Origin of the sequence: Nocardiopsis sp. LDBS0036, from assembly GCF_041228755.1 — a bacterium.
Taxonomy (GTDB): Bacteria; Actinomycetota; Actinomycetes; order Streptosporangiales; family Streptosporangiaceae; genus Nocardiopsis; species Nocardiopsis dassonvillei.
Map to the genome: position 1 here is coordinate 5,429,397 of NZ_CP141103.1, position 20,294 is coordinate 5,449,690.

Genomic DNA, 20,294 nt, shown 5'->3' on the forward strand with positions numbered 1-20,294 from the left:
ACGTGCGTGAGTACGCGCTCACCTTCGTCATCGCCGCCGCGGTGACCTACCTGCTCGTTCCGCTGGTGCGCCGGTTCGCCATCGCCTTCGGCGCCACGCCGCCGGTGCGCGACCGCGACGTGCACACCGAGCCCATCCCGCGACTGGGCGGGCTGGCCATCTACGGAGGGTTCGCCGCCGCCCTGCTGATCTCGGCCCAGCTGCCCCACCTCCAGGACGTCTTCCTCGCCGACACCTGGATGGGCCTGCTGCTCGCGGGCGGGCTCATCACCATCGTCGGCGTCATCGACGACCGCTGGGGCATGGACGCGCTGAGCAAGCTCGCCGGGCAGACCGCCGCCGCGGGCATCCTGGTCTGGCAGGGCGTGCAGCTGCTGTGGCTGCCGCTGCCCGGCACCCAGCTCTCCCTGGGCCCGTGGCTGGGCGCGATGGTCTCGATCCTGCTGATCGTGGTGACCATCAACGCGGTCAACTTCGCCGACGGCCTCGACGGCCTGGCGGCGGGCATCGTCGCCATCTCCTCCCTGGCCTTCTTCGCCTACTACTACGTCGTCGCGGTGGAGCAGGGCTTCGTGCGCCAGTCCTATCCGGCGATGATCGCGATCATCCTCGCGGGCACGTGCGCCGGGTTCCTCTGCCACAACTTCCACCCGGCCAAGGTGTTCATGGGCGACACCGGGGCCATGCTGCTGGGCCTGCTGCTGACCTCGATCACCATCACGGTGACCGGACAGTTCGACGCCAACACCGCGCGCGAGGGGTTCAACTCCGGCCTGGTGGTGTTCCTGCCGATCGCGCTGCCGCTGCTGGTGATCGCTCTTCCGCTGGCCGACCTGGTGCTGGCCGTCGTGCGCAGGACCCTGGCGGGCAAGTCCCCGTTCGCGCCGGACCGGGGCCACCTGCACCACCGCCTGCTGGACATGGGCCACAGCCACGTGCGCGCGGTGCTGCTGATGTACCTGTGGGCGGGGATCGTGGCCTTCGCCGCGGTCGCCCTGTCGGTGTTCGACTCCTGGGTCATCGTGTTGGCGGTGACCGCGCTGGTGGCCACGTGTGCGGTTGGCCTCATCGCGCTGCCCCGCCTGCGGCGACGCGGACTGCTGTTCCCGCGGCGCAAGGAAAGCGTCAAGACGGCCCCAGATCACGATTCGCCAACTGATGGCTGAGCGGGCCCTCGGGGGCCGTACCTTGGAGCCGAGGAAAGGCGCTTCTGACCTGCGGATACGGTGGCGGAACAGGTGTGGCGAAGGCGACATGAGCGTGGAAGACCGCCTGGATCGGGCACTTTGCGGGCCGTTAAGGTCGCGTTAAGGAACCCCCGGATTCAGCACCAAAAACCTTGTGATAGCTTTCACGAGCAGGCAACCACGACCCCAGACGGAGCTTCGCCATGCAGGAAAACGACGCCTGGAGGGCCTTCCGCGGTGCCGCGCTTCCCGGTGTGGCGTGCGCCCTTCTGGCCTTGGCGGTATCGGCGCTTCTCGCCGGTGCGCCGGGCCTGGCCGGCTCCGCGCTGGCCTCGGTGGTCGTTCTCGGCTGCTTCGGTCTGGGACAGGCGGGCGTCATCCTCGTCACCCGCCGGAACAAGGACCTCTTCCTCGCGGCGAACCTCGTGGGCTTCGTCATCAAGATGGCGGTGCTCGGCGTTGTCCTGGTCACCCTGGGCAACAGCTCCTTCGTGGCCAGCCTGAACAGCCCGGCCTTCGTGTACAGCGCGTTGGCCGTCGTCCTGGCCTGGCTGGGCGGCCAGACCTGGACGATCTCCAGGACGAAGACGCTCCACGTCGACCCGGTCGAGAGCGCGGAGAACGGGTGATGGAGTGCCCCGGCCGTGCCCCTCGAAACGGGCGTAATACGATGCTTCCCGACGGCTGGGACTCCGAGTCCCCGTCCGAGCTCACATGCTATATTCCGGAGCGAGATGAGCAGCGAACCGACCAGGAGGACAGACGCGCACGAGGATTCGGTGCCGCGTCAGTCCGACGGGTGGGCCCTCTTCTCCACTCTGCTCTCGGGCGTGCTCGTCTGGAGCGCGATCGGCTGGGCCGCGGACGAGCTGTTGGGTTTCCAGGCACTGTTCCTGCCCATCGGGGCGGTTCTGGGAATGGCGGGCGCGATCTACCTGATCGTCGCCAAGTCCCGTCGCTCCTGAGTCCCCCCACCAGTCCGGCGTCGCGGTTCGCGCGACAACGCTCCGCAACAACCATCAACGAGGCTTTCTTGCGTCACGACGAAAGGATTCGCCGTGAGTGCTGACGTGCGCATTCTCGCGGCCGAACCGAATTGCCACTTGTTCGGTGACAACGGGTGCGGTTTCACGCCGCCCACGATCGGGATGTTCTTCCCCGAACCGTGGTATACCAACATCCCCGGCAGCGCGGGTATCGACCTCTACCTGGTCCTGCTGCTCGTCGCGGTCGGTGCCGTCCTGCTTCTGTGGTCGTGGTTCAGCCGCAAGCTGAGCCTCGTCCCCGGGCGCAGGCAGAGCGTCGGAGAGATGCTGGTCCTCTTCGTGCGCGACCAGATCACCCGTCCCACGATGGGTGCCAAGGGCGACCGGTTCCTGCCGTTCATGACAGCGGTGTTCACGCTGATCCTGGCCATGAACTTCACCGGCCTGATCCCCGGTATGTTGCCGGTCAACAGCAACCTGGCCTTCACGGCCATGCTGGCGGCGGTCATCTACGTCATGACCATCGTGATCGGAATCCGCAACCAGGGCGGCTGGGGCTATTTCCGGAACCAGATCTTCCCCCCGGGAATGCCCAAGGTGATCTACATCCTGGTCACCCCCATCGAAATCCTCTCGGTGTTCCTCATCCGGCCGGTGACGCACGCCCTCCGTCTCTTCGCGACCATGTTCGCGGGCAGCCTGCTGCTCGCCGTGTTCGCCTACGGCGGCTGGTACATGCTGAACCTGACGGCCGGACCGGTCCTGAGTACGGTTTCGGTGCTCTTCTCCGGTGCCGCTCTGCTCGGCTACCTGGCCTTCTTCCTCTTCGAGATCCTGATCATGGCCGTCCAGGCGTTCATCTTCACGCTGCTGGCCAGCCTGTACATCAACCAGTCCCTCGAAGCGGCCCACTGAACCCCGCACACCCCCAGGTCCCCCCGGGCCGGGCAGGGGTGTGGGAAGCCACAGATCCGTCCACACCGGCGAACTGACCCACTTGCGAAGCGCAACGCCGGACGTCGAGTAAAAGGAAACATCAATGGACATCGCTGCGATCACCGGCAACATCAACACCATCGGTTACGGCATCAGCGTCATCGGCGCCGGTATCGGTGTCGGTATCGTCTTCGGTCTCGGTATGCAGGCCATCGCCCGCCAGCCCGAGGCGCGCGGTCCGCTCCAGACCAACATCTACCTGGGCTTCGCCCTCATCGAGGCCCTGGCCATCCTGGGCTTCGTTCTCGCCTTCGCCGCCCCCACCGGTTCCTGACCAAGGTTTGCCGGCGGAATCTGATGGCAACTGACGCGAAGGAGGGCTGACCATGTTGGTGGAGTTGGCAGCCGATTACAACATTCTGCGGATCGACTGGGTGAAGTTCACCTTCGGTGCGATCGCGCTCGCCGTGGTCTACTTCTTTGTCGCCCGCAAGGCGGTGCCGAAGGTCATGGCGGTCCTCGACGAGCGTCACGACGCCATCGAGGGCGGCATCGAGCGCGCCAAGAAGGCCGAGGCCGAGGCCGAGGTGATCCGCCAGCAGTACCGCGAGAAGCTCGAGGAATCGCACCGCGAGTACGCCCAGGAGCTGGAGAAGGCCAAGGAGCAGCGGGCCGCGATCATCGCCGAGGCGCGCGAGGAGGCCCAGGCCGAGGCGCGACGCATCGTCGAGGCGGCCCACGCCCAGATCGAGGCCGACCGCCAGCAGGCCCTGGTGCAGCTGCGCAACGAGGTCGGTGCGCTCTCCACCGAGCTGGCGAGCCGCATCGTCGGTGAGACCCTCAGCGACAGCGCCGCCCAGAACCGCGTCATCGACCGGTTCCTGGACGAGCTGGAGCAGACCGACAGCACGCAGCAGGCAGAGGTGCGCTGATGCGTGGTATCAGCCGCACGTCGCTGGCCGAGGTGACCCGGCGCCTGGACGAGAACGTCCTGGCGTCGGCGGGCACCCCGCAGAGCGGCGTCTCCCTGGGCAGCGAGCTCTTCGAGGTCGTCGCCCTGCTGGGGAACGAGCACTCGCTGCGCCGCTGGCTCGCCGACCAGGCGAACCCGGCCGAGGCCAAGAGCGGCCTGATCGGGCAGCTCCTGGAGAGCAGGGTGTCGCCGTCCGCGGTCCTCGTGGCCGGTGACGTGGTCTCGGCCAGGTGGTCGGGTCCGCGCGACCTGGTGGACGCGATGGAGCGGATGGCGGTCTACGCGACCGTCGCCCAGCTCCAGACCGCCTCGGGGCTCGACGAGCTGGAGGACGAGCTGTTCCGCTTCCAGCGGATCGTCATCGCCCAGCCCGCGCTCCGCGACGCCCTCACCCGTGACGGGGCCGCCCCCGAGCTGCGCCTCTCCCTCGTGGAGAACCTGCTCTCGGGCAAGGTGCACCCCGCGACGCTGGTCCTGGTCGGTGAAGCGGTCGCCCGACCCAGGGGACGTACCCTGGAGCAGGCGCTGGACAACTTCGGACAACTCGTCGCCGAGCGCGCCAAGCGCTACGTCGCCGTCGTCCGCAGCGCCGTCGCCCTGAGCGAGCAACAGCAGTCCCGGCTCGGAGCCGCGCTCTCGCGCGCCTACGGCCGCGACATCCACCTCAACATCGAGGTCGCCCCCGAGATCGTGGGTGGCCTGTCCATCCAGGTGGGTGACGAGGTCATCGACGGGACCATCGCCGGGCGTATCGCCGAGGCCCAACGCCGCCTGGCCGGCTGACAGAACGCAAGGCAAGCACGCACGGCGCCAGCCCGGCGCCATTTGAGAGCAAGGACAACGTAGAGATGGCGGAGCTGACGATCCGGCCGGACGAGATCCGGGACGCGCTACAGCGCTTCGTCCAGTCGTACGAGCCTGAAGCCACCCGCGCGGAAGAGGTCGGTACCGTCACCTACTCCGGTGACGGCATCGCCCGCGTCGGTGGCCTTCCCTCGGCGATGGCGAACGAGCTGCTCCAGTTCGAGGACGGCACCCTGGGCCTGGCCCAGAACCTCGAGATCGGTGAGATCGGTGTCGTCGTGCTGGGTGACTTCACCAGCATCGAGGAGGGCCAGAAGGTGCGCCGCACCGGCCAGCTCCTCTCGGTGCCGGTGGGTGACAACTTCCTCGGCCGCGTGGTGGACCCCCTGGGCGCCCCCATCGACGGCAAGGGTGAGATCGAGTCCACCGAACGCCGTGAGCTGGAGCTCCAGGCGGCGACCGTGATGGAGCGCAAGCCCGTCCACGAGCCGCTCCAGACCGGTATCAAGGCGATCGACTCGATGACCCCGGTCGGCCGCGGCCAGCGCCAGCTGGTCATCGGCGACCGCCAGACCGGCAAGACCGCGGTCTGCATCGACGCGATCATCAACCAGAAGGCCAACTGGGAGTCGGGCGACCCCGACAAGCAGGTGCGCTGCATCTACGTCGCGATCGGCCAGAAGGGCTCGACCATCGCCGGTGTGCGTGGCGCCCTCGAAGAGGCCGGCGCGATGGAGTACACCACCATCGTCGCCGCCCCGGCGTCCGAGGCGGCCGGCTTCAAGTACCTGGCCCCCTACACCGGCTCGGCCCTGGGCCAGCACTGGATGTACGAGGGCAAGCACGTCCTCATCGTCTTCGACGACCTCACCAAGCAGGCCGAGGCCTACCGTGCGGTGTCGCTGCTGCTGCGCCGCCCGCCGGGCCGCGAGGCCTACCCCGGTGACGTCTTCTACCTGCACTCCCGGCTGCTGGAGCGCTGCGCCAAGCTCTCCGACGAGATGGGCAAGGGGTCGATGACCGCCCTGCCGATCATCGAGACCAAGGCGGGCGACGTCTCGGCGTACATCCCCACCAACGTCATCTCCATCACCGACGGCCAGGTCTTCCTGGAGTCGGACCTGTTCAACCAGGGCCAGCGCCCGGCGATCAACGTCGGTGTGTCGGTCTCCCGTGTCGGTGGCGCCGCGCAGACCAAGGCCATGAAGAAGGTCTCGGGCACCCTGCGGCTGGGCCTGGCCCAGTACCGCGAGCTGGAGGCGTTCTCCGCCTTCGGTTCGGACCTGGACGCCGTCTCCAAGCAGCAGCTGGAGCGCGGTGCCCGCCTGATGGAGCTCCTCAAGCAGGGCCAGTACTCGCCGTTCTCCATGGAGAAGCAGGTCGTCTCGATCTGGGCCGGCACCACCGGCCGCGTCGACGACGTCCCGGTCGAGGACGTGCGCCGCTTCGAGGAGGACTTCCTCGACCACCTGAGCCGCGAGCACCAGGGCATCCTCGACACCATCCGCGAGAGCGGCAAGTTCGAGGACGAGACCGAGAAGTCCCTCGACTCGGCGCTGGAGAAGTTCAAGCAGGGCTTCCAGACCTCCGCCGGGACCCTCCTGGGCACCGAGGCCGAGGCCGAGGCGCTGGACGAGGAGAAGGTCGGCCAGGAGACCATCAAGGTCGCCAAGGGCGGGAAGTAACCCATGGGTGCACAGCTTCGCGTCTATCGCCGGAGGATCCGCTCGACGAAGTCGATGGCGAAGATCACCCGCGCGATGGAGCTCATCGCCACGACGCGCATCACCAAGGCGCAGCGTGCGGCGGAGGCTGCTGGGCCCTACGCGCGGGAGATCACCCGGGCGGTCTCGGCCCTGGCCAGCCGGGTGACCGATCACCCTCTGCTGACCGAGGCCGAGAACCCCACCCGCGCCGCCGTCCTGGTCATCACCAGCGACAAGGGCCTGGCGGGCGCCTTCTCGACCAACGTGCTCAAGGAGGCGGACTCCCTCACCCAGCTCCTGCGCGAGCAGGGCAAGGAGGTCCTCACCTACATGGTGGGCCGCAAGGGCGTGGGCTTCTACAAGTTCCGCGACCGCCCCCTCGAGGCGCAGTGGGAGGGCTTCACCGAGCGCCCCACCTACGCGCACGCCCAGGAGATCGGCTCCGCCCTCATGGAGAAGTTCTCCGCCGACGCCGCCGACGGCGGGGTCGACGAGATCCACGTGGTCTCCACGGAGTTCGTCTCGATGCTGACCCAGCGCGCGGGGGCCGTCCGGGCCCTGCCGCTGGAGGTGGAGGAGGTCGACAGCTCCGAGCTGGAGGCCGTGCACGGGAGCGAGCCGCTTCCGCTGTACGAGTTCGAGCCCTCGGCGGAGGAGGTCCTGGACCAGCTGCTGCCGCAGTACGTCGTCAACAGGATCTACTTCTCGCTCCTGGAGTCGTCCGCCTCCCAGCAGGCCTCCCGCCGCGCCGCCATGAAGGCGGCCACGGACAACGCCGAGGAACTCGCCAAGAACCTGACCCGTCTGGCCAACCAGGCACGTCAGGCTGAGATCACCAATGAGCTCAGTGAGATTGTCGGCGGTGCCGACGCGCTCGCTGCTGCCAGCGCGGGAAGTGAGTAACAAAAGTGACTGCGACAGTTGAAGGGACGGCTGGGGCTGGCACCGCCACCGGCCGGATCTCCCGGGTCACCGGCCCGGTCGTCGACGTGGAGTTCCCCGTCGGCTCCCTGCCTGCCATCTACAACGCCCTGCACACCGACGTGACCATCGGCGGCAAGGCCAAGACCATCACGATGGAGGTCGCCCAGCACCTGGGTGACAACCTCGTGCGCACGGTCTCCCTGGCCCCCCAGGACGGCCTCGTCCGCGGCGCCGAGGTGCGCGACACCGGCGCGCCCATCAGCGTGCCCGTCGGCGACGTCGTCAAGGGCCACGTGTTCAACACCCTGGGCGAGTCCCTGGACGTGCCGACCGCGGAGCTGGGCGTCACCGAGCGCTGGCCGATCCACCGCAAGGCCCCGGCCTTCGACCAGCTCGAGTCCAAGACCGAGATGATGGTCACGGGCATCAAGGTCATCGACCTGCTCACCCCGTACGTGCGCGGTGGCAAGATCGGCCTGTTCGGCGGCGCCGGTGTGGGCAAGACCGTGCTCATCCAGGAGATGATCACGCGTATCGCCCGCAACTTCGGTGGTGTGTCCGTGTTCGCCGGTGTCGGCGAGCGCACCCGTGAGGGTACGGACCTCTTCCTGGAGATGGACGAGATGGAGGTCCTCCAGGACACCGCCCTCGTCTTCGGCCAGATGGACGAGCCCCCGGGCACCCGTCTGCGGGTGGCCCTGTCCGCTCTGACGATGGCGGAGTACTTCCGCGACGTCCAGAAGCAGGACGTGCTGCTGTTCATCGACAACATCTTCCGTTTCACCCAGGCGGGTTCGGAGGTCTCCACGCTGCTGGGCCGCATGCCCTCGGCCGTGGGCTACCAGCCCAACCTGGCGGACGAGATGGGCCAGCTCCAGGAGCGGATCACCTCGACCCGCGGCCACTCGATCACCTCGATGCAGGCGATCTACGTGCCCGCGGACGACTACACCGACCCGGCTCCGGCGACCACCTTCGCCCACCTGGACGCGACGACCGAGCTCTCCCGCCCGATCTCGCAGAAGGGCATCTACCCGGCGGTGGACCCGCTGACCTCCACCTCCCGCATCCTCGACCCGCAGTACGTGGGCGAGGAGCACTACCAGGTGGCCCAGCGCGTCAAGGAGATCCTCCAGCGCAACAACGACCTCCAGGACCAGATCGCCATCCTCGGTATGGACGAGCTGTCCGAGGAGGACAAGATCGTCGTCAACCGGGCGCGCCGGATCGAGCGCTTCCTGTCGCAGAACATGTTCGTGGCCGAGAAGTTCACCGGCACCCCGGGCGTGTTCGTCCCCCTGGAGGAGACCATCGCCTCCTTCAAGGGCCTGTGCGACGGTGAGTACGACCACCTGCCCGAGCAGGCGTTCCTCGACGTCGGCAACATCGACATGGCCGTCGAGAAGGCCAAGAAGCTGCAGGGTTAGTTCTCCGGCCGGGCCGGTCCCCGACAGCGGTCGGGGACCGGCCCGGCCGAATCACCCGCTAGCCGAGGAGTTTGTGGCAGTGTCGAAGAAGCTTTTCGTCGAGATCGTCTCGCCCGAACGTGAGATTTGGGCGGGCGAGGGCGACATGGTCATCGCGAAGACCGTCGAGGGTGAGATGGGCGTCCAGCCCGGGCACGTCCCGGTGCTGTCGCTGCTCGCCCACGACGCGGTCGTCCGCGTGCTGGGCGCGCGGGAGACCGGCGAGGTCCGGGCCGCCGCGCACGGCGGGTTCGTCTCGGTCTCGGGTGAGGGACGCGTCTCCATCCTCGCCGAGACCGCCGAGCTCGCCGAGGACATCGATGTGGACCGCGCGCGTACGGCGCTGAAGGGCGCGGCCGAGTCCGGCGACAACGTCGCCCTGGGCCGTGCCCGCAGCCGTCTGCGGGCCGCGGGCGAGGAAGTCGCCTAGCGTAGGACGGCGGGACGAGTGGTGGGCATGCAACGGCTCCGGCCCGGAGCACCCTGGTGGGAGTCCGCGCTGTGGGTGTTCCTCGCCCTGCTCGTCGTCCTGCTGGCGCTGGCGCTCGCCGTCACCCTGCGCCGCTGGATCCTCGTACGGCGCGGCGGCGCGGTGGAGTGCTACCTGCGCGCCGTCGGGGCGCGGGGCCGCAGGGGGTCCTGGCGTATCGGCTTCGGCCGGTACGGCACGGAGAACCTGGGCTGGTTCCCGATCTTCTCCCTCAGACCGCGGCCGACAGCCAGGCTGTCGCGCCGCGGTCTCGTCGTCGTGGGGCGGCGCGCCCCCGCCGGGGACGAGGGCCTGCCCGCGGACCTCACCGTGCTCCAGGTGGGCTGGTTGCTCGCCGACGGCTCCGACCCCCGCGAGGCGGCCTACGAGATCGCCATGGGCGAGGGCACCCAGACCGGCTTCCTGTCGTGGCTGGAGTCGATGCCCCCGGGAACGCACTGGGAGAGCTGAGTTTGCGCGTGGGTGGTTCCCCCGCGCGCCCCCGTGTGCCTAGCATGGCCGACATGAGTACGATCGTCGCTTTCTCCGTCGCCCCTCTCGGAACCGGTGAGTCCGTCGCCCCCGCCGTCGCACGCGCGGTGCGGGTGGTCCGGGAGAGCGGACTGCCCAACGAGACCTCCGCCATGTTCACCAGCGTCGAGGGTGAGTGGGACGAGGTCATGGACGTCGTCAAGCGCGCCGTGCAGGCCGCGGGGGAGGGCGCCTCCCGGGTCAGCCTCACCCTCAAGGCCGACGTCCGCGAGGGCGTCACCGACGGCTTGCGCAGCAAGGTCGAGGCCGTCGAACGCGAACTCGGCGACGCCTGAGACCGGGCCTTTCGCGGGGCGCGGCGCGGCCGTGCCCCGTGTCCTCTTCCCCTGGGCGGCCGGACACGGCAGGATGCGGTTCCATGCTCGCCTCGCGACTTCCCCGGCTCCTGGGCCCCGCCCTCCTCGTCCCCCTGCTCGCCGCCTGCCAGCCCTCGGGCGGCCACGTCGGCGCCGTGGCCACGGGCCACTTCTCCGCCGCGCACGTGTTCCCCGTGCTGGTCGTGGCCTGGTGCGGTGACGCCTCCCCCCGCCAGATCGACCTGACCGGCGGCGGACAGCGGATCCACCTGATCGCCACCCGCGACTTCGACGGCAACCGGACCGAGGTGGACCTGGCCGCCCCCGGTGACGCCTGGCGGATCACCGACGGCGACGGACGGCAGGTCTACCGTCTGGTCCCGGAGTCGGAGGGGGAGGAGTACACGGTCGGAATCGGCTCGCGGGAGGCCCCGCCGGGCGAGGAGACCGAGCACGACATCGGCACGGTCGCGTTCACGACCGGGGTGCTGGCCGAGGAGCAGGGCGTGTACGCCGCCGCCGGGGGGTCGGCCGAGGCGGAGTTCGTCCCGGAGGAGGAGTTCCCGCCCGAGTGCTGAGGGGCCGGGGCCGCCCTCGTCCCGGAGTGTCCGGCGCCCCCGCCCTCCCGGCCCCGGGCCGCGGCCGCGCCGCGTGTGTGCCTCCCGTGCCCGCGTGTCTGCCGCCGTGCCGCGCCGACCGCGCATAGTGTGCCCACGGCCGGAGCGGCCCCGCTCCGCGGAACGGGGGGGACATGGAAGGCGACGCCGCGCAGACACTGGGCATGCTGCTCCTGATCCTCATGGCGGCCTTCCTCGCCCCGCTGGTCACCGACCGGCTGGCCGCGTTCGTGGTCGTCCCCTCGGTCGTGCTGGAGATCGTCTTCGGCATCGTCCTGGGGCCCTCCCTCCTCGGGCTGGTCCGCGAGACCGAGACGGTGGCGATGCTTGCCGACCTCGGGCTCGCGCTGCTCATGTTCATGGCCGGGTACGAGGTCGACTTCGCGCGGATCAGGGGCAGGCCGCTGCGACGGGCGGCGCTGGCCTGGCTGTGCTCGGTCGCCCTCGGGCTGGGGACGGGGTGGGCCCTGTTCGGCGCCTCCCAGACGGCCCTGATCATCGGCCTGGCCCTGATCACCACCGCGCTGGGCACGGTGCTGCCCATCCTGCGGGACTCCGGGGGGCTGGAGGGCGCCTTCGGTGCCCGTTTCATGGCGTCCGGGACGATGGGGGAGTTCGGGCCGATCGTGCTGATCACCCTGCTGCTCAGCGGTTACCGCCCGTTGGAGGCGACGCTGCTGCTGGTCGGGTTCTTCGTCCTCGCTGGTCTCTCGGCCTGGCGCGCGACCCGTCCGCCCTCGGAGCGGCTGACGCGGCTCATCCGGGCCACCCTCGGCTCCAGCACCCAGGTGGCCGTGCGCCTGTGCATCCTGGTGATCGTGCTGTTCGTGTGGCTGGCGGCGAGCCTGCGGCTGGACGCGCTGCTGGGCGCCTTCGCGGCGGGGATCATCGTGCGGCTGATGTTCACCACCCACCATCCGGGCTCGGTCGAGCGGGTGGAGTCGAAGATGGACGCCGTCGGTTTCGGCTTCCTGATACCGGTGTTCTTCGTGGTGACGGGGGTGCGCTTCGACCTGTCGGCCCTGCTGGCCGACCCGGTGGCGCTGCTGCTGGTCCCCCTGCTGCTGGCGGCCTTCCTGGTCGTGCGGGGCGGCCCCGAGTACCTGCTGTCGCGGGGCGACGTCCCCGGGCGCCAGCGGCTCCCCCTGGCGCTGTTCTCGGCGACCGCGCTGCCCCTGATCGCGGTCCTGGCGACGATCGGGACCGACACGGGCGCCCTCGACGGCGCCACCGCCGCCGCGCTCCTGGGCGCGGGCGTGCTGAGCGTGCTCGTCCTGCCCCAGGTGGGCGGTGCCCTGCTGCGCCGCTCCCGGACCGCGGCGGGGGAGGCGGAGCGTTAGCCCCTGCCGCCGGGCCGACCGAACGGTGCGGACGGGGGCGCGCCCGGCCCGTGGGAGGGTGCCGGGCCGGGCGCGGTCAGGGGGCGGTCAGCCGACCTGCGGGTGGGCGTGTCCGGACGGGACCGCGGCGCCGGAGAAGTACTCCCTGGCGGTCGCGGTGTTGGCCAGGACCGCCACGGTGACGGCGAAGAGCGCCGCGACGATCTCGGGGACCCCGCTGACCGGGGTGAGCAGCAGGGCCAGGATCACGACGGCGTAGACCGCGTTGACCGCGGTCACCGAGGTGCGCACGCCGCCGCGGTTCCGGTTGACCATGACGGCCAGGACGGCCGACAGCGCGCCGTAGACCAGGCCGACGGCCGCGCCGGTCAGCACGGCCCAGACGGGCACCTGAGCGCCCTCGGCGATCATCGGGACGGTGGCCATGGCGGTGGCGCCGACGAGGGCCATCAGGCTCATGATGATCTGGTAGACCGCGATCAGGACCAGCAGCACGAAGACCGCGGTGACGGTCGCCGGTCTGGCTCCGGTGGTCATCTGCGTTCCTTCCTTCGTCCGTTCCCGTGTCCAGAACCCATAACCCCAGTCCGGCCGAAGACACGCGTCCCACCGGACGATTTCCGTCCGCGCAGGTCGCGGACGCCCACTGGGACGGCGTTCCGGGGCGCGGGCGGCCCGGGGCGGCGTGGGGAGCGCGAAGGGGTCTCGTTCACGCGGAGCGGGACCCCTCGGGGTGCGGACGGGCGGCCGGGCGCGGCCCGGAGGCCGCGGCGGGCAGCGGGCGTCAGCGTTCGCCGCCGGGCTTCCACAGGACCTCGTCGCCCTCCCGGGCGACGTACCGGCCGAGGATGAACAGCAGGTCGGAGAGCCGGTTGAGGTACTGGGCGGTGAGCGGGTTGACGGTCTCGCCGTGCTCCTCGACGGCCGCCCACACGCTGCGTTCGGCCCGCCGGACCACGATCCGGGCGGTGTGCATGAGCGCCACGGTGGGGGAGCCCCCGGGCAGGATGAAGCTGCGCAGGGTGGGCAGGTCGGCGTTGTAGGCGTCGCAGGCCTCCTCCAGCCGGGTGACGTACTCGGTCAGGACCCGCAGCGGCGGGTACTCCGGGTCGGGCACGATCGGCGTGGACAGGTCGGCGCCCAGGTCGAACAGCTCGTTCTGGATCCGTCCGAGCAGGTCCCGGACGTCGTCGGGCAGCTCGCCCAGCGCCAGGGCGGTGCCGATCGCGGCGTTGGCCTCCTCGGTGTCGGCGTAGCCCACCAGGCGCGTGTCGTTCTTGCCGGTCCGGCTCATGTCGCCGAGCGCCGTCGTCCCGGAGTCGCCGGTGCGCGTGTAGATCTTCGACAGCACGACCGGCTTGTCGGTGTCCCGTTTGGTCATGCCCTCCACCCTAGGGTTCGGCCGCGCTCCGGCGGGTGCTGCGGTGGGCCGGAGCACCTGGCGTGACGGAGGATAACTGTTCCATATCAGCGCGTGAAGGTGATGCAACTCACTGATACATTGGGGAGCCAGGGAGCTACCGAAAGTAGTTGCCCGTGGTGTCCATGTGCGGTACCCGGATGCGAGAGGGGGTCATCCGGGAACCGCGGAGGGGGAGACACCGCGGCGGGCGGCGTGGAACCGGGGGGTTCACGCCGCCCGCCCTGTTGCGCGGGGGGCGTACGCCCCTCACACGGATCGTGCGCGGACTACCTGAGCCAGCCGTCGCCCAGGCGCGGGAAGTCGGGCGCGGCCGTCGTGCGCAGCACACCGTTCACCGGCAGGGTGCTCTCGGCGAAGAACTCCACGCCGTGCGCACCGGCCGCCGACAGCTCGGCCACCGAGTCCCAGTTGATGTGCTCCATGGTGTCGTCGGCGGTGTGGTAGTACGGGTCGAACTGCTCGCCCGCCGTACCGCCGTACCACTCGACCTGCTCCTCGGTCTTGACGCCGTCGGCGCCGCTGAACAGGCCGCCCGACGGGATGCCCGCGGTCATGAAGGCCTGGTAGTCGCTGCGCCCGCTCAGCACGCCGGGCTCGCTGACCTGGTCCTGGGCGGCGAAGTAGTCCTCGAAGACCTTCGCGATCGCGCCGGAGCCCGACGGGGCGGCCACGGACCCGGGCAGCTCCATCCGGCCGTCCAGCACGAACCGGCCGTAGTTGTGCGAGCCGATCATGTCGAAGTTGAGGTAGAGGGCGATGTCCTCGACCTCCTGCGCGGTCAGGTCCTCCACGTACCGGGTGGAACCGACCAGGCCCTCCTCCTCGGTGCCCCAGAAGGCGAACCGCACCTTGTTGTCGGGCTCCTCCTGCTCGGCCAGCTGGATGGCGGTCTCCAGCAGGAAGGCCGCGCCGCTGCCGTTGTCGTTGATGCCGGGGCCGTCCTCGACGCTGTCCAGGTGGCCGCCCACGACCACCACGTTGTCGTCCCGGCCGCCCGGGGTCTCGGCCAGGACGCTGTAGGAGGTCTCGTTGCTGACCTCGGCGTCCACGCTCACCCGCAGCTCCAGGCCCTCGGCGGCCAGCAGCTCCGCGCCCAGCGTTCCGGACACGCCCAGGGCGGGGATGGCCGAGTGCTCGCCCACGGTGCCCAGGAAGACCTCGTCCTCGTTGTTGACCACCAGGGCGGCCGCGGCCCCCGCGGCGGCGGCGTTGTCCACCTTGTCCGAGAACGGGCAGGTGCCGCGCACGGTGATCGCGACCGCGCCCTCGGGGAAGTCGGCGAAGTCGTCGGGGGAGCAGCCGCTCGCGGCGCTGTCGGCGTTGACGGCCACCGCCGGGGCGGTGACGTCGCCCGAGCCGGAGTAGCTCATGGTCGCGTAGTCGGTCTCGGCCTCGTAGGCGACCTGCTCCGGCGCGGTCTGGGCGAGGACGGCCGGGGAGTTCTCCCGCCACAGCTCGTACTCGTACTCGTGCCGGTAGGGCTCGTACCCGGCGCGCTCCAGCTGGTCCTCGATGTAGAGGGCGGCGACGTCGTAGCCGGGGGTGTTCGTGGCCCGGTTGCCGCCGTTGTACTCGGCGATGGTGTCGAGGTTCTCCAGGTGCTCGCGGATGGCCTCCGCACTCACCCGCTCCGACAGCGGCGGGTCCTCGCCCGGCCTGCCCGCGTGCGCGGGCGGCCCCGCGTGCCCGGGGGCTCCGGAGTGGTCCGGGGGCCCGGCGTGCCCGGGCGGCCCGGGTTCGGCGTGGGCGGGGGAGGACGCCAGGGCGGCGACGGCCATCAGCACGGCCGCGGCGCCGGCCGTGGCGGCGCGGCGCCGGGAGGCGGGGGCGGCCGCTCCGCGCGGCGGCTTCCCTTCGGAACTGGTGCGCAAGGATCTTCCTCCGGAGTGCGGGGGTCCACCGCTCCTGGGAGTCGGGGGATGGACACCTTGGGTAGGCGAAGTACCGGTGCAGCCTGACACCGCGGAGGTGCTCCGGGCAAGGACCGATGGCCACAATTGCCACAATCAGCCACAGACCTTACGCATGGGGTGGCAGTGTGGTTCCATGGACGGCCCCGCGTGAGCAGAACGTCTCGTCGACCCGTGCCCGCCCGGGGAGGCGGGCCTACTCCTCGTCCTGGTGTTTGCGCGGCTTGTACTCGACGCCCACCCCGCCCATCACGGCGATGCCCCGCACGTGCACGATCGGCGCGTCCGGGTCCACCACGCTGGGGGTGTTCTCGGAGACGCCGAAGCCTCCCATGAGCGGCAGGCCGTGCACCCGCACCTGCACGTCGTCGGGCACGGTGATGCCCACCCCGCCCATGACGGCGCAGACCCAGATGGTGGTCTCGCGCTGGGTGAACCGGGCCTCGCGCAGGTCCAGGTCGATCCCGCCCAGCGCCGCGAAGGCGGTGAAGGCGCCCGGCACGACCCAGTTGCCCGACCGGGCGGCACCACCCAGGACGACGACCGCGGCCCGGCTGGTGGGTTCCTGGTCCACGACCCGGCCGCCGCCGTAGAGCGGCCGGGGCGAACGGAAGTCGGTGGGGGCCACGGAGGCGCCGGGAGCGTTCGGCGCCGGGAGGTCCTCGGTGAGGGGGACCAGCTCGCCGACGGTCTTGGCCCGGTAGACCGCGTCGAGCCGCTCGCTGTGCTCGTCCGGGTCCAGGCGCCCCTCGGCGAGGGCTTCACGCAGGCGGTGCGCGACGGAGTCGCGGTCGGCGTCGGAGGCGCGCATCCGACCGCGCTCGGGGGGAGTGATCTCGCTCATTGCTTCCACCATAGAACCATTCTCCCGGCGCCGCGCGGTGTGCCGCATCGGGGAAAATCCCCCAGAGATCCCCGAGACCCGGCACCGCGGCCCGGGGTCAGTCCTCGGGGAGCAGCCCGCGTCGGATCGCCTGGCTCACCGCCGACGTCCGGTCGCCCACGCCGAGCTTGTCGTAGACCCGCATCAGGTGGGTCTTGACCGTGGTCGGACTGATGTGCAGGGCTCGCCCGATCGCCGCGTTGGTGCGCCCCTCGGAGGCCAGGCGCAGCACCTCCACCTCGCGGGGCGACAGCACGGCGGCGGGCTCTCCGCGCCGGCGCATGCCGGTGAACAGCCTGCCCGCCAGCCGTCCGGTCAGGACGGTCTCCCCGCGCGCCGCGGCGCGCACGGCCTCGGCCAGCTCCGCGCGCGGGGTGTCCTTGAGCAGGTACCCGGTGGCGCCCGCCTCCACCGCGCGCAGGATGTCGGCGTCGGTGTCGTAGGTGGTGAGCACCAGCACGTGCGCGCCGGGCCGCTCGGCGCTGATGCGCCCGGTGGCCTCCACGCCGTCTCCACCGGGCATGCGCAGGTCCATCAGCACCACGTCCGGCTCCAGTTCGGCCGTCCGCACGACCGCCTCGGGGCCGGAGGCGGCCTCGCCCACGACGGTGAGGTCGGCCTCGGCGGCGAGCATGCCGCGGATACCCTCGCGGACCACCGGGTGGTCGTCGACCAGCAGGACACGGATCACGGTGCGCACTCCTCGTCGCCTCGGGGGGTCTGCGGGGGCAGGGGCAGCGACATCCGGACGCGGGTGCCGCGCCCGGGGGCGCTGCCGACCTCCACGGCGCCTCCGGCGTCGTCGGCCCGGCGCCGCATGTTCGCCAGCCCGTTCCCGGGCGCGGTCCGCCCGGGGTCGAAGCCGACGCCGTCGTCGGCGACGGTCAGCTCCACCGGACCGGGGCTCCCGTCGGGGGCCCGCGTGTACTCCAGGGCCACCCGCACGTGCCCGGCCCGGGCGTGCCTGCGGACGTTGGCCAGGGCCTCCTGCGCGGTGCGCAGCAGACAGATCTGCAGGTCGTTGGACAGGGCGGCCGGGGCGCCGAGCACCTCGGTGTCCACGGGGACGCCGAGCTCGCCGCCCAGCCGGGAGGCGATCCTGTCCAGGGCGGCCTCCAGGGTCTGGCTGTCCAGGCCCACCGGCTGGCGGGCGGCCACCATGGCCCGCGCCTCGGCGAGGTTCTCGGCGGCGGTCTCGCGCATCAGGGCGAGGTGGCGCCGGGCCAGCTCCGGGTCGGAGTCCATCTCCGACTCCACCGCCTGGGTCAGCGCGACGATGCTGGTGAAGCCCTGGGCCAGGGTGTCGTGCACCTCGCGGGCCAGGCGCTCGCGCTCGGCCATGGCCCCGGTCTCCTCCGACAGCCGCACGACCTCCAGGCGGCTCTCGCGCAGTTCCCTGATCAGGTTGGCCCGCTCGTAGCTCTGCTCGATGATCCGTCCCAGCCAGCCGCCGAACCACAGCGTGTAGCCCACCATCACGCCGTTGATCAGGAGGTTGACGGCGATGTCGTCCCACTCGCTCAGCCCGAGCAGGCCGCGCAGCGGCATCGGGACCAGCAGGATCGCGCCTACCGTCGAGACGGCGGCCGGGACCGGGGAGGTGATGAAGCACAGCGGGGCCACCGCCACGACCAGGAAGGTCAGGGCGGGGTTGACCGTCACCGCGGGCAGGCACAGCACGAGCAGGACGGCCATGAGGACCGCCGGGCGGATCCGCTCCTCGCGCATCACCAACCGCCTGGCGAACAGGTAGTACACGGCCGTCACCGCGGCCATGAGCCCCACGAGCGGCCACCGCCAGAAGGGGTCGCTGGTGACCAGTGCGATGGCCGCCATGGCGGCCATCACGGAGGTGAAGTACACGTCCCACCACACGCCCAGGTCCCAGGCGTGCCGTTCGTCGCGCCCCTCCTCCCCGGCCGGGGCGCCTTCCCCGGACGGGGCGCCGCCGGGCCCGGGGGACGGCGCGGGCGTGGCGTGGCCGCCCCCCGGAGCCCGTGCGGCCACGGCGATCACCCGTCCTTCCGCGTCTTCCACCGGAACGTCAGCAGTACCAGCGCCAAGCCCACCACACACCACACGCCCAGCGCGAGGGCGACCCCGGACAGGTCCCACGAACCGCCGGGTTCGAGGGCGGCCATCTCGGCGGGGAAGAACGCCGCGCGCAGGCCCTGCGCCATCCACATCAGCGGGAAGAGCGCGGCGGCGTCGAGCACCCAGTCGGGCAGGGCGACGACGGGCACGAAGATCCCCGAGATGAACTGCAGGATCAGGAAGGGCACGACCACGATGCCGGAGGCGGAGCGGACGTTGCGGGCCAGGGAGCTGACCGCGATGCCCAGCAGCGAGCAGGAGACGGTGCCCAGCACGAACACCCACCCGAGCGTCGCCCAGGCGGCGGGCCCGTCGGGCATGCGCGCCCCGAAGGCCAGGACGGCCACGCCCAGCAGCAGGACCAGCTGGCCCAGGGCCAGGAACAGCACCACCACGGTCTTGCCGACGAAGTAGGCGGTCGGGGGCATCGGCGTGCCGCGCAGGCGGCGCAGACCGCCCCGCTCGCGCTCGTTGGCGATGCCCAGGCCCAGCTGCTGGAAGCTGACCGACATCAGGCCCATCGCCACCAGGCCCGGCAGGTAGTAGTCCACGGCGGGCATGCCCATGTCGAACATGCCGTCGAAGATCGACGAGAACATGACCAGGATCAGCGCGGGCAGGGAGAAGGTGAAGATCACGCTCTCCCACTCGTGCGTGAACTCGCGGATCTCCAGCCAGCCCCGGGACAGCCCGACGCGCAGCGCGCCGGGCAGGCGTCCGGAGGGGGCCGGCACGGCGGGGTCCGTGGGAGTGCGGTCGGTCGCGGTGCTCACGCGGACACCTTCCTCTGGGCGGGGCGGCCGTCCCTGCCGTCGCCCTCCCCGCGGTTCCGGTCCTCCTCGCCGATCAGGCCCAGGTAGACGTCCTCCAGGGTGGGGCGGTGCACGCTCAACCCCGGGACCTCACCGGAGAACAGGGCGGACAGCTCGCCCACCACCCGGGCGGGCTCGTCGGTGCGGGTCTCGCGGCGCTGCCCGTCGACCGTCCAGCCGACGGTGGCCCGGGCCGAGGCGCGCCCGCCCAGGGTGGCGGGGGATCCCTGCGCGCGCACCCTGCCGCGCGCGACCACGCACACGCGGTCGGCGAGCGCCTCGGCCTCCTCCAGGTAGTGCGTGGTCAGGACGATGGTGGTGCCGCCCCGGGCCAGGTCGCCGATCAGCGTCCAGAAGTCGCGCCGGGCCCCGGGGTCGAAGCCGGTGGTGGGCTCGTCCAGGAAGAGCAGTTCCGGCCTGCCGATGATGCCCAGGGCCACGTCCAGGCGGCGGCGCTGGCCGCCGGACAGAGACGTGACCCGCGCCCGGGACTTCCCGCCCAGACCGACCAGGTCGACCACCGCGTCGGGGTCGCGGGGGGCGGGGTAGTAGCCCGCGAAGTGGCGGACCACCTCGCGCACGGACAGCTGGGGGATCAGCGTCTCCCCCTGCCACACCACCCCGATACGCGAGCGCCACCGGCGACCGGCGGCGCCGGGGTCCTCGCCCAGTACGCGGACGGTGCCGTCGTCGCGGCGACGGAAGCCCTCCAGGATCTCGACCGTGGTGGACTTGCCCGCGCCGTTGGGGCCGAGGAGGGCGAAGACCTCGCCGCGCCGGACGCTCAGGTCGACTCCGGCGACGGCCTCGTCGTCGCCGTACTTCTTGCGGAGGCCGTGGACCTCGATCGCTGTCTCGCTCATGCCACCGACTCTCCCGCGGGCGGGACCCCCGGGGTATCGGCCGCCGGGTCGCA

Annotated in this window: 23 protein-coding genes; 15 read left to right on the plus strand and 8 right to left on the minus strand. The window is 71.1% G+C overall.

What is annotated here, in order from left to right; translation table 11 throughout:
• The first annotated feature begins 2 nt into the window (after positions 1-2).
• The 15 genes from UIS43_RS23220 to UIS43_RS23290 all read left to right on the plus strand — a co-directional run bounded on the left by UIS43_RS23220 (position 3) and on the right by UIS43_RS23290 (position 12,256).
• A complete protein-coding gene (locus UIS43_RS23220) occupies positions 3-1,166 on the plus strand; it encodes an MraY family glycosyltransferase (protein ID WP_013151382.1) in 1,164 nt (387 codons plus the stop codon).
• 224 nt (positions 1,167-1,390) lie between these two features.
• Positions 1,391-1,816 (plus strand): hypothetical protein, encoded by a 426-nt coding sequence (locus UIS43_RS23225; protein WP_013151383.1) that lies wholly within the window; start codon positions 1,391-1,393, stop codon positions 1,814-1,816.
• A gap of 105 nt (positions 1,817-1,921) precedes the next feature.
• The gene (locus tag UIS43_RS23230) at positions 1,922-2,152 is read left to right on the plus strand and encodes a hypothetical protein (protein WP_013151384.1); all 231 of its coding nucleotides are present in this window, start codon (positions 1,922-1,924) and stop codon (positions 2,150-2,152) included.
• Between the two features lie 105 nt (positions 2,153-2,257).
• Positions 2,258-3,088 (plus strand): F0F1 ATP synthase subunit A, encoded by an 831-nt coding sequence (gene atpB, locus UIS43_RS23235; protein WP_026338246.1) that lies wholly within the window; start codon positions 2,258-2,260, stop codon positions 3,086-3,088.
• Between the two features lie 124 nt (positions 3,089-3,212).
• Complete coding sequence (gene atpE / locus UIS43_RS23240; RefSeq protein ID WP_013151386.1) at positions 3,213-3,443, plus strand: ATP synthase F0 subunit C; 231 nt, start codon at positions 3,213-3,215, stop codon at positions 3,441-3,443.
• Positions 3,444-3,498: 55 nt separating this feature from the next.
• Positions 3,499-4,041 (plus strand): F0F1 ATP synthase subunit B, encoded by a 543-nt coding sequence (atpF, locus tag UIS43_RS23245; RefSeq protein WP_197724865.1) that lies wholly within the window; start codon positions 3,499-3,501, stop codon positions 4,039-4,041.
• Positions 4,041-4,865: a F0F1 ATP synthase subunit delta gene (locus UIS43_RS23250; RefSeq protein WP_013151388.1), complete on the plus strand. Its 825-nt coding sequence runs from the start codon at positions 4,041-4,043 to the stop codon at positions 4,863-4,865. The genes atpF and UIS43_RS23250 overlap by 1 nt, the downstream gene beginning before the upstream one ends.
• A 65-nt stretch (positions 4,866-4,930) precedes the next feature.
• A complete protein-coding gene (atpA, locus tag UIS43_RS23255) occupies positions 4,931-6,571 on the plus strand; it encodes a F0F1 ATP synthase subunit alpha (protein WP_013151389.1) in 1,641 nt (546 codons plus the stop codon).
• Positions 6,572-6,574: 3 nt separating this feature from the next.
• Positions 6,575-7,495 carry a F0F1 ATP synthase subunit gamma gene (locus UIS43_RS23260; RefSeq protein WP_013151390.1) on the plus strand — a complete coding sequence of 307 codons (921 nt, stop codon included), beginning with the start codon at positions 6,575-6,577 and terminating at the stop codon, positions 7,493-7,495.
• Positions 7,496-7,500: 5 nt separating this feature from the next.
• Complete coding sequence (atpD, locus tag UIS43_RS23265; RefSeq protein WP_013151391.1) at positions 7,501-8,943, plus strand: F0F1 ATP synthase subunit beta; 1,443 nt, start codon at positions 7,501-7,503, stop codon at positions 8,941-8,943.
• Positions 8,944-9,022: 79 nt separating this feature from the next.
• Entirely contained in the window at positions 9,023-9,412 is a 390-nt protein-coding gene (locus UIS43_RS23270; RefSeq protein WP_013151392.1) for a F0F1 ATP synthase subunit epsilon, read from the plus strand.
• A gap of 27 nt (positions 9,413-9,439) precedes the next feature.
• The gene (locus tag UIS43_RS23275; RefSeq protein ID WP_013151393.1) at positions 9,440-9,922 is read left to right on the plus strand and encodes a DUF2550 domain-containing protein; all 483 of its coding nucleotides are present in this window, start codon (positions 9,440-9,442) and stop codon (positions 9,920-9,922) included.
• 44 nt (positions 9,923-9,966) lie between these two features.
• Positions 9,967-10,278: an MTH1187 family thiamine-binding protein gene (locus tag UIS43_RS23280; protein ID WP_013151394.1), complete on the plus strand. Its 312-nt coding sequence runs from the start codon at positions 9,967-9,969 to the stop codon at positions 10,276-10,278.
• An 83-nt stretch (positions 10,279-10,361) separates the two neighbouring features.
• On the plus strand, positions 10,362-10,877 hold the full coding sequence (locus tag UIS43_RS23285) for a hypothetical protein (protein ID WP_013151395.1): 516 nt from the start codon (positions 10,362-10,364) through the stop codon (positions 10,875-10,877).
• Between the two features lie 173 nt (positions 10,878-11,050).
• Positions 11,051-12,256 (plus strand): cation:proton antiporter, encoded by a 1,206-nt coding sequence (locus UIS43_RS23290; RefSeq protein ID WP_117198391.1) that lies wholly within the window; start codon positions 11,051-11,053, stop codon positions 12,254-12,256.
• 87 nt (positions 12,257-12,343) lie between these two features.
• Here the strand turns inward: UIS43_RS23290 and UIS43_RS23295 are convergent, their stop codons facing one another.
• The 8 genes from UIS43_RS23295 to UIS43_RS23330 form a co-directional block, all read right to left on the minus strand.
• A complete protein-coding gene (locus tag UIS43_RS23295) occupies positions 12,344-12,793 on the minus strand; it encodes a hypothetical protein (protein ID WP_071621337.1) in 450 nt (149 codons plus the stop codon).
• A gap of 247 nt (positions 12,794-13,040) precedes the next feature.
• Entirely contained in the window at positions 13,041-13,637 is a 597-nt protein-coding gene (locus UIS43_RS23300; RefSeq protein WP_370011705.1) for a cob(I)yrinic acid a,c-diamide adenosyltransferase, read from the minus strand.
• A 308-nt stretch (positions 13,638-13,945) separates the two neighbouring features.
• Positions 13,946-15,550, minus strand: a complete 1,605-nt coding sequence (locus UIS43_RS23305) for a M28 family peptidase (RefSeq protein ID WP_013151399.1) — start codon at positions 15,548-15,550, stop codon at positions 13,946-13,948.
• Between the two features lie 235 nt (positions 15,551-15,785).
• On the minus strand, positions 15,786-16,445 hold the full coding sequence (locus UIS43_RS23310; protein ID WP_013151400.1) for a DUF1707 domain-containing protein: 660 nt from the start codon (positions 16,443-16,445) through the stop codon (positions 15,786-15,788).
• An 85-nt stretch (positions 16,446-16,530) separates the two neighbouring features.
• Positions 16,531-17,163, minus strand: a complete 633-nt coding sequence (locus tag UIS43_RS23315; RefSeq protein WP_013151401.1) for a response regulator transcription factor — start codon at positions 17,161-17,163, stop codon at positions 16,531-16,533.
• On the minus strand, positions 17,160-18,488 hold the full coding sequence (locus UIS43_RS23320) for a sensor histidine kinase (protein WP_370013270.1): 1,329 nt from the start codon (positions 18,486-18,488) through the stop codon (positions 17,160-17,162). Before UIS43_RS23320 ends, UIS43_RS23315 begins: the two co-directional genes overlap by 4 nt.
• Positions 18,485-19,339: an ABC transporter permease gene (locus tag UIS43_RS23325; protein ID WP_358455874.1), complete on the minus strand. Its 855-nt coding sequence runs from the start codon at positions 19,337-19,339 to the stop codon at positions 18,485-18,487. Before UIS43_RS23325 ends, UIS43_RS23320 begins: the two co-directional genes overlap by 4 nt.
• The gene (locus tag UIS43_RS23330) at positions 19,336-20,241 is read right to left on the minus strand and encodes an ABC transporter ATP-binding protein (RefSeq protein ID WP_013151404.1); all 906 of its coding nucleotides are present in this window, start codon (positions 20,239-20,241) and stop codon (positions 19,336-19,338) included. Before UIS43_RS23330 ends, UIS43_RS23325 begins: the two co-directional genes overlap by 4 nt.
• Positions 20,242-20,294: the final 53 nt, after the last annotated feature.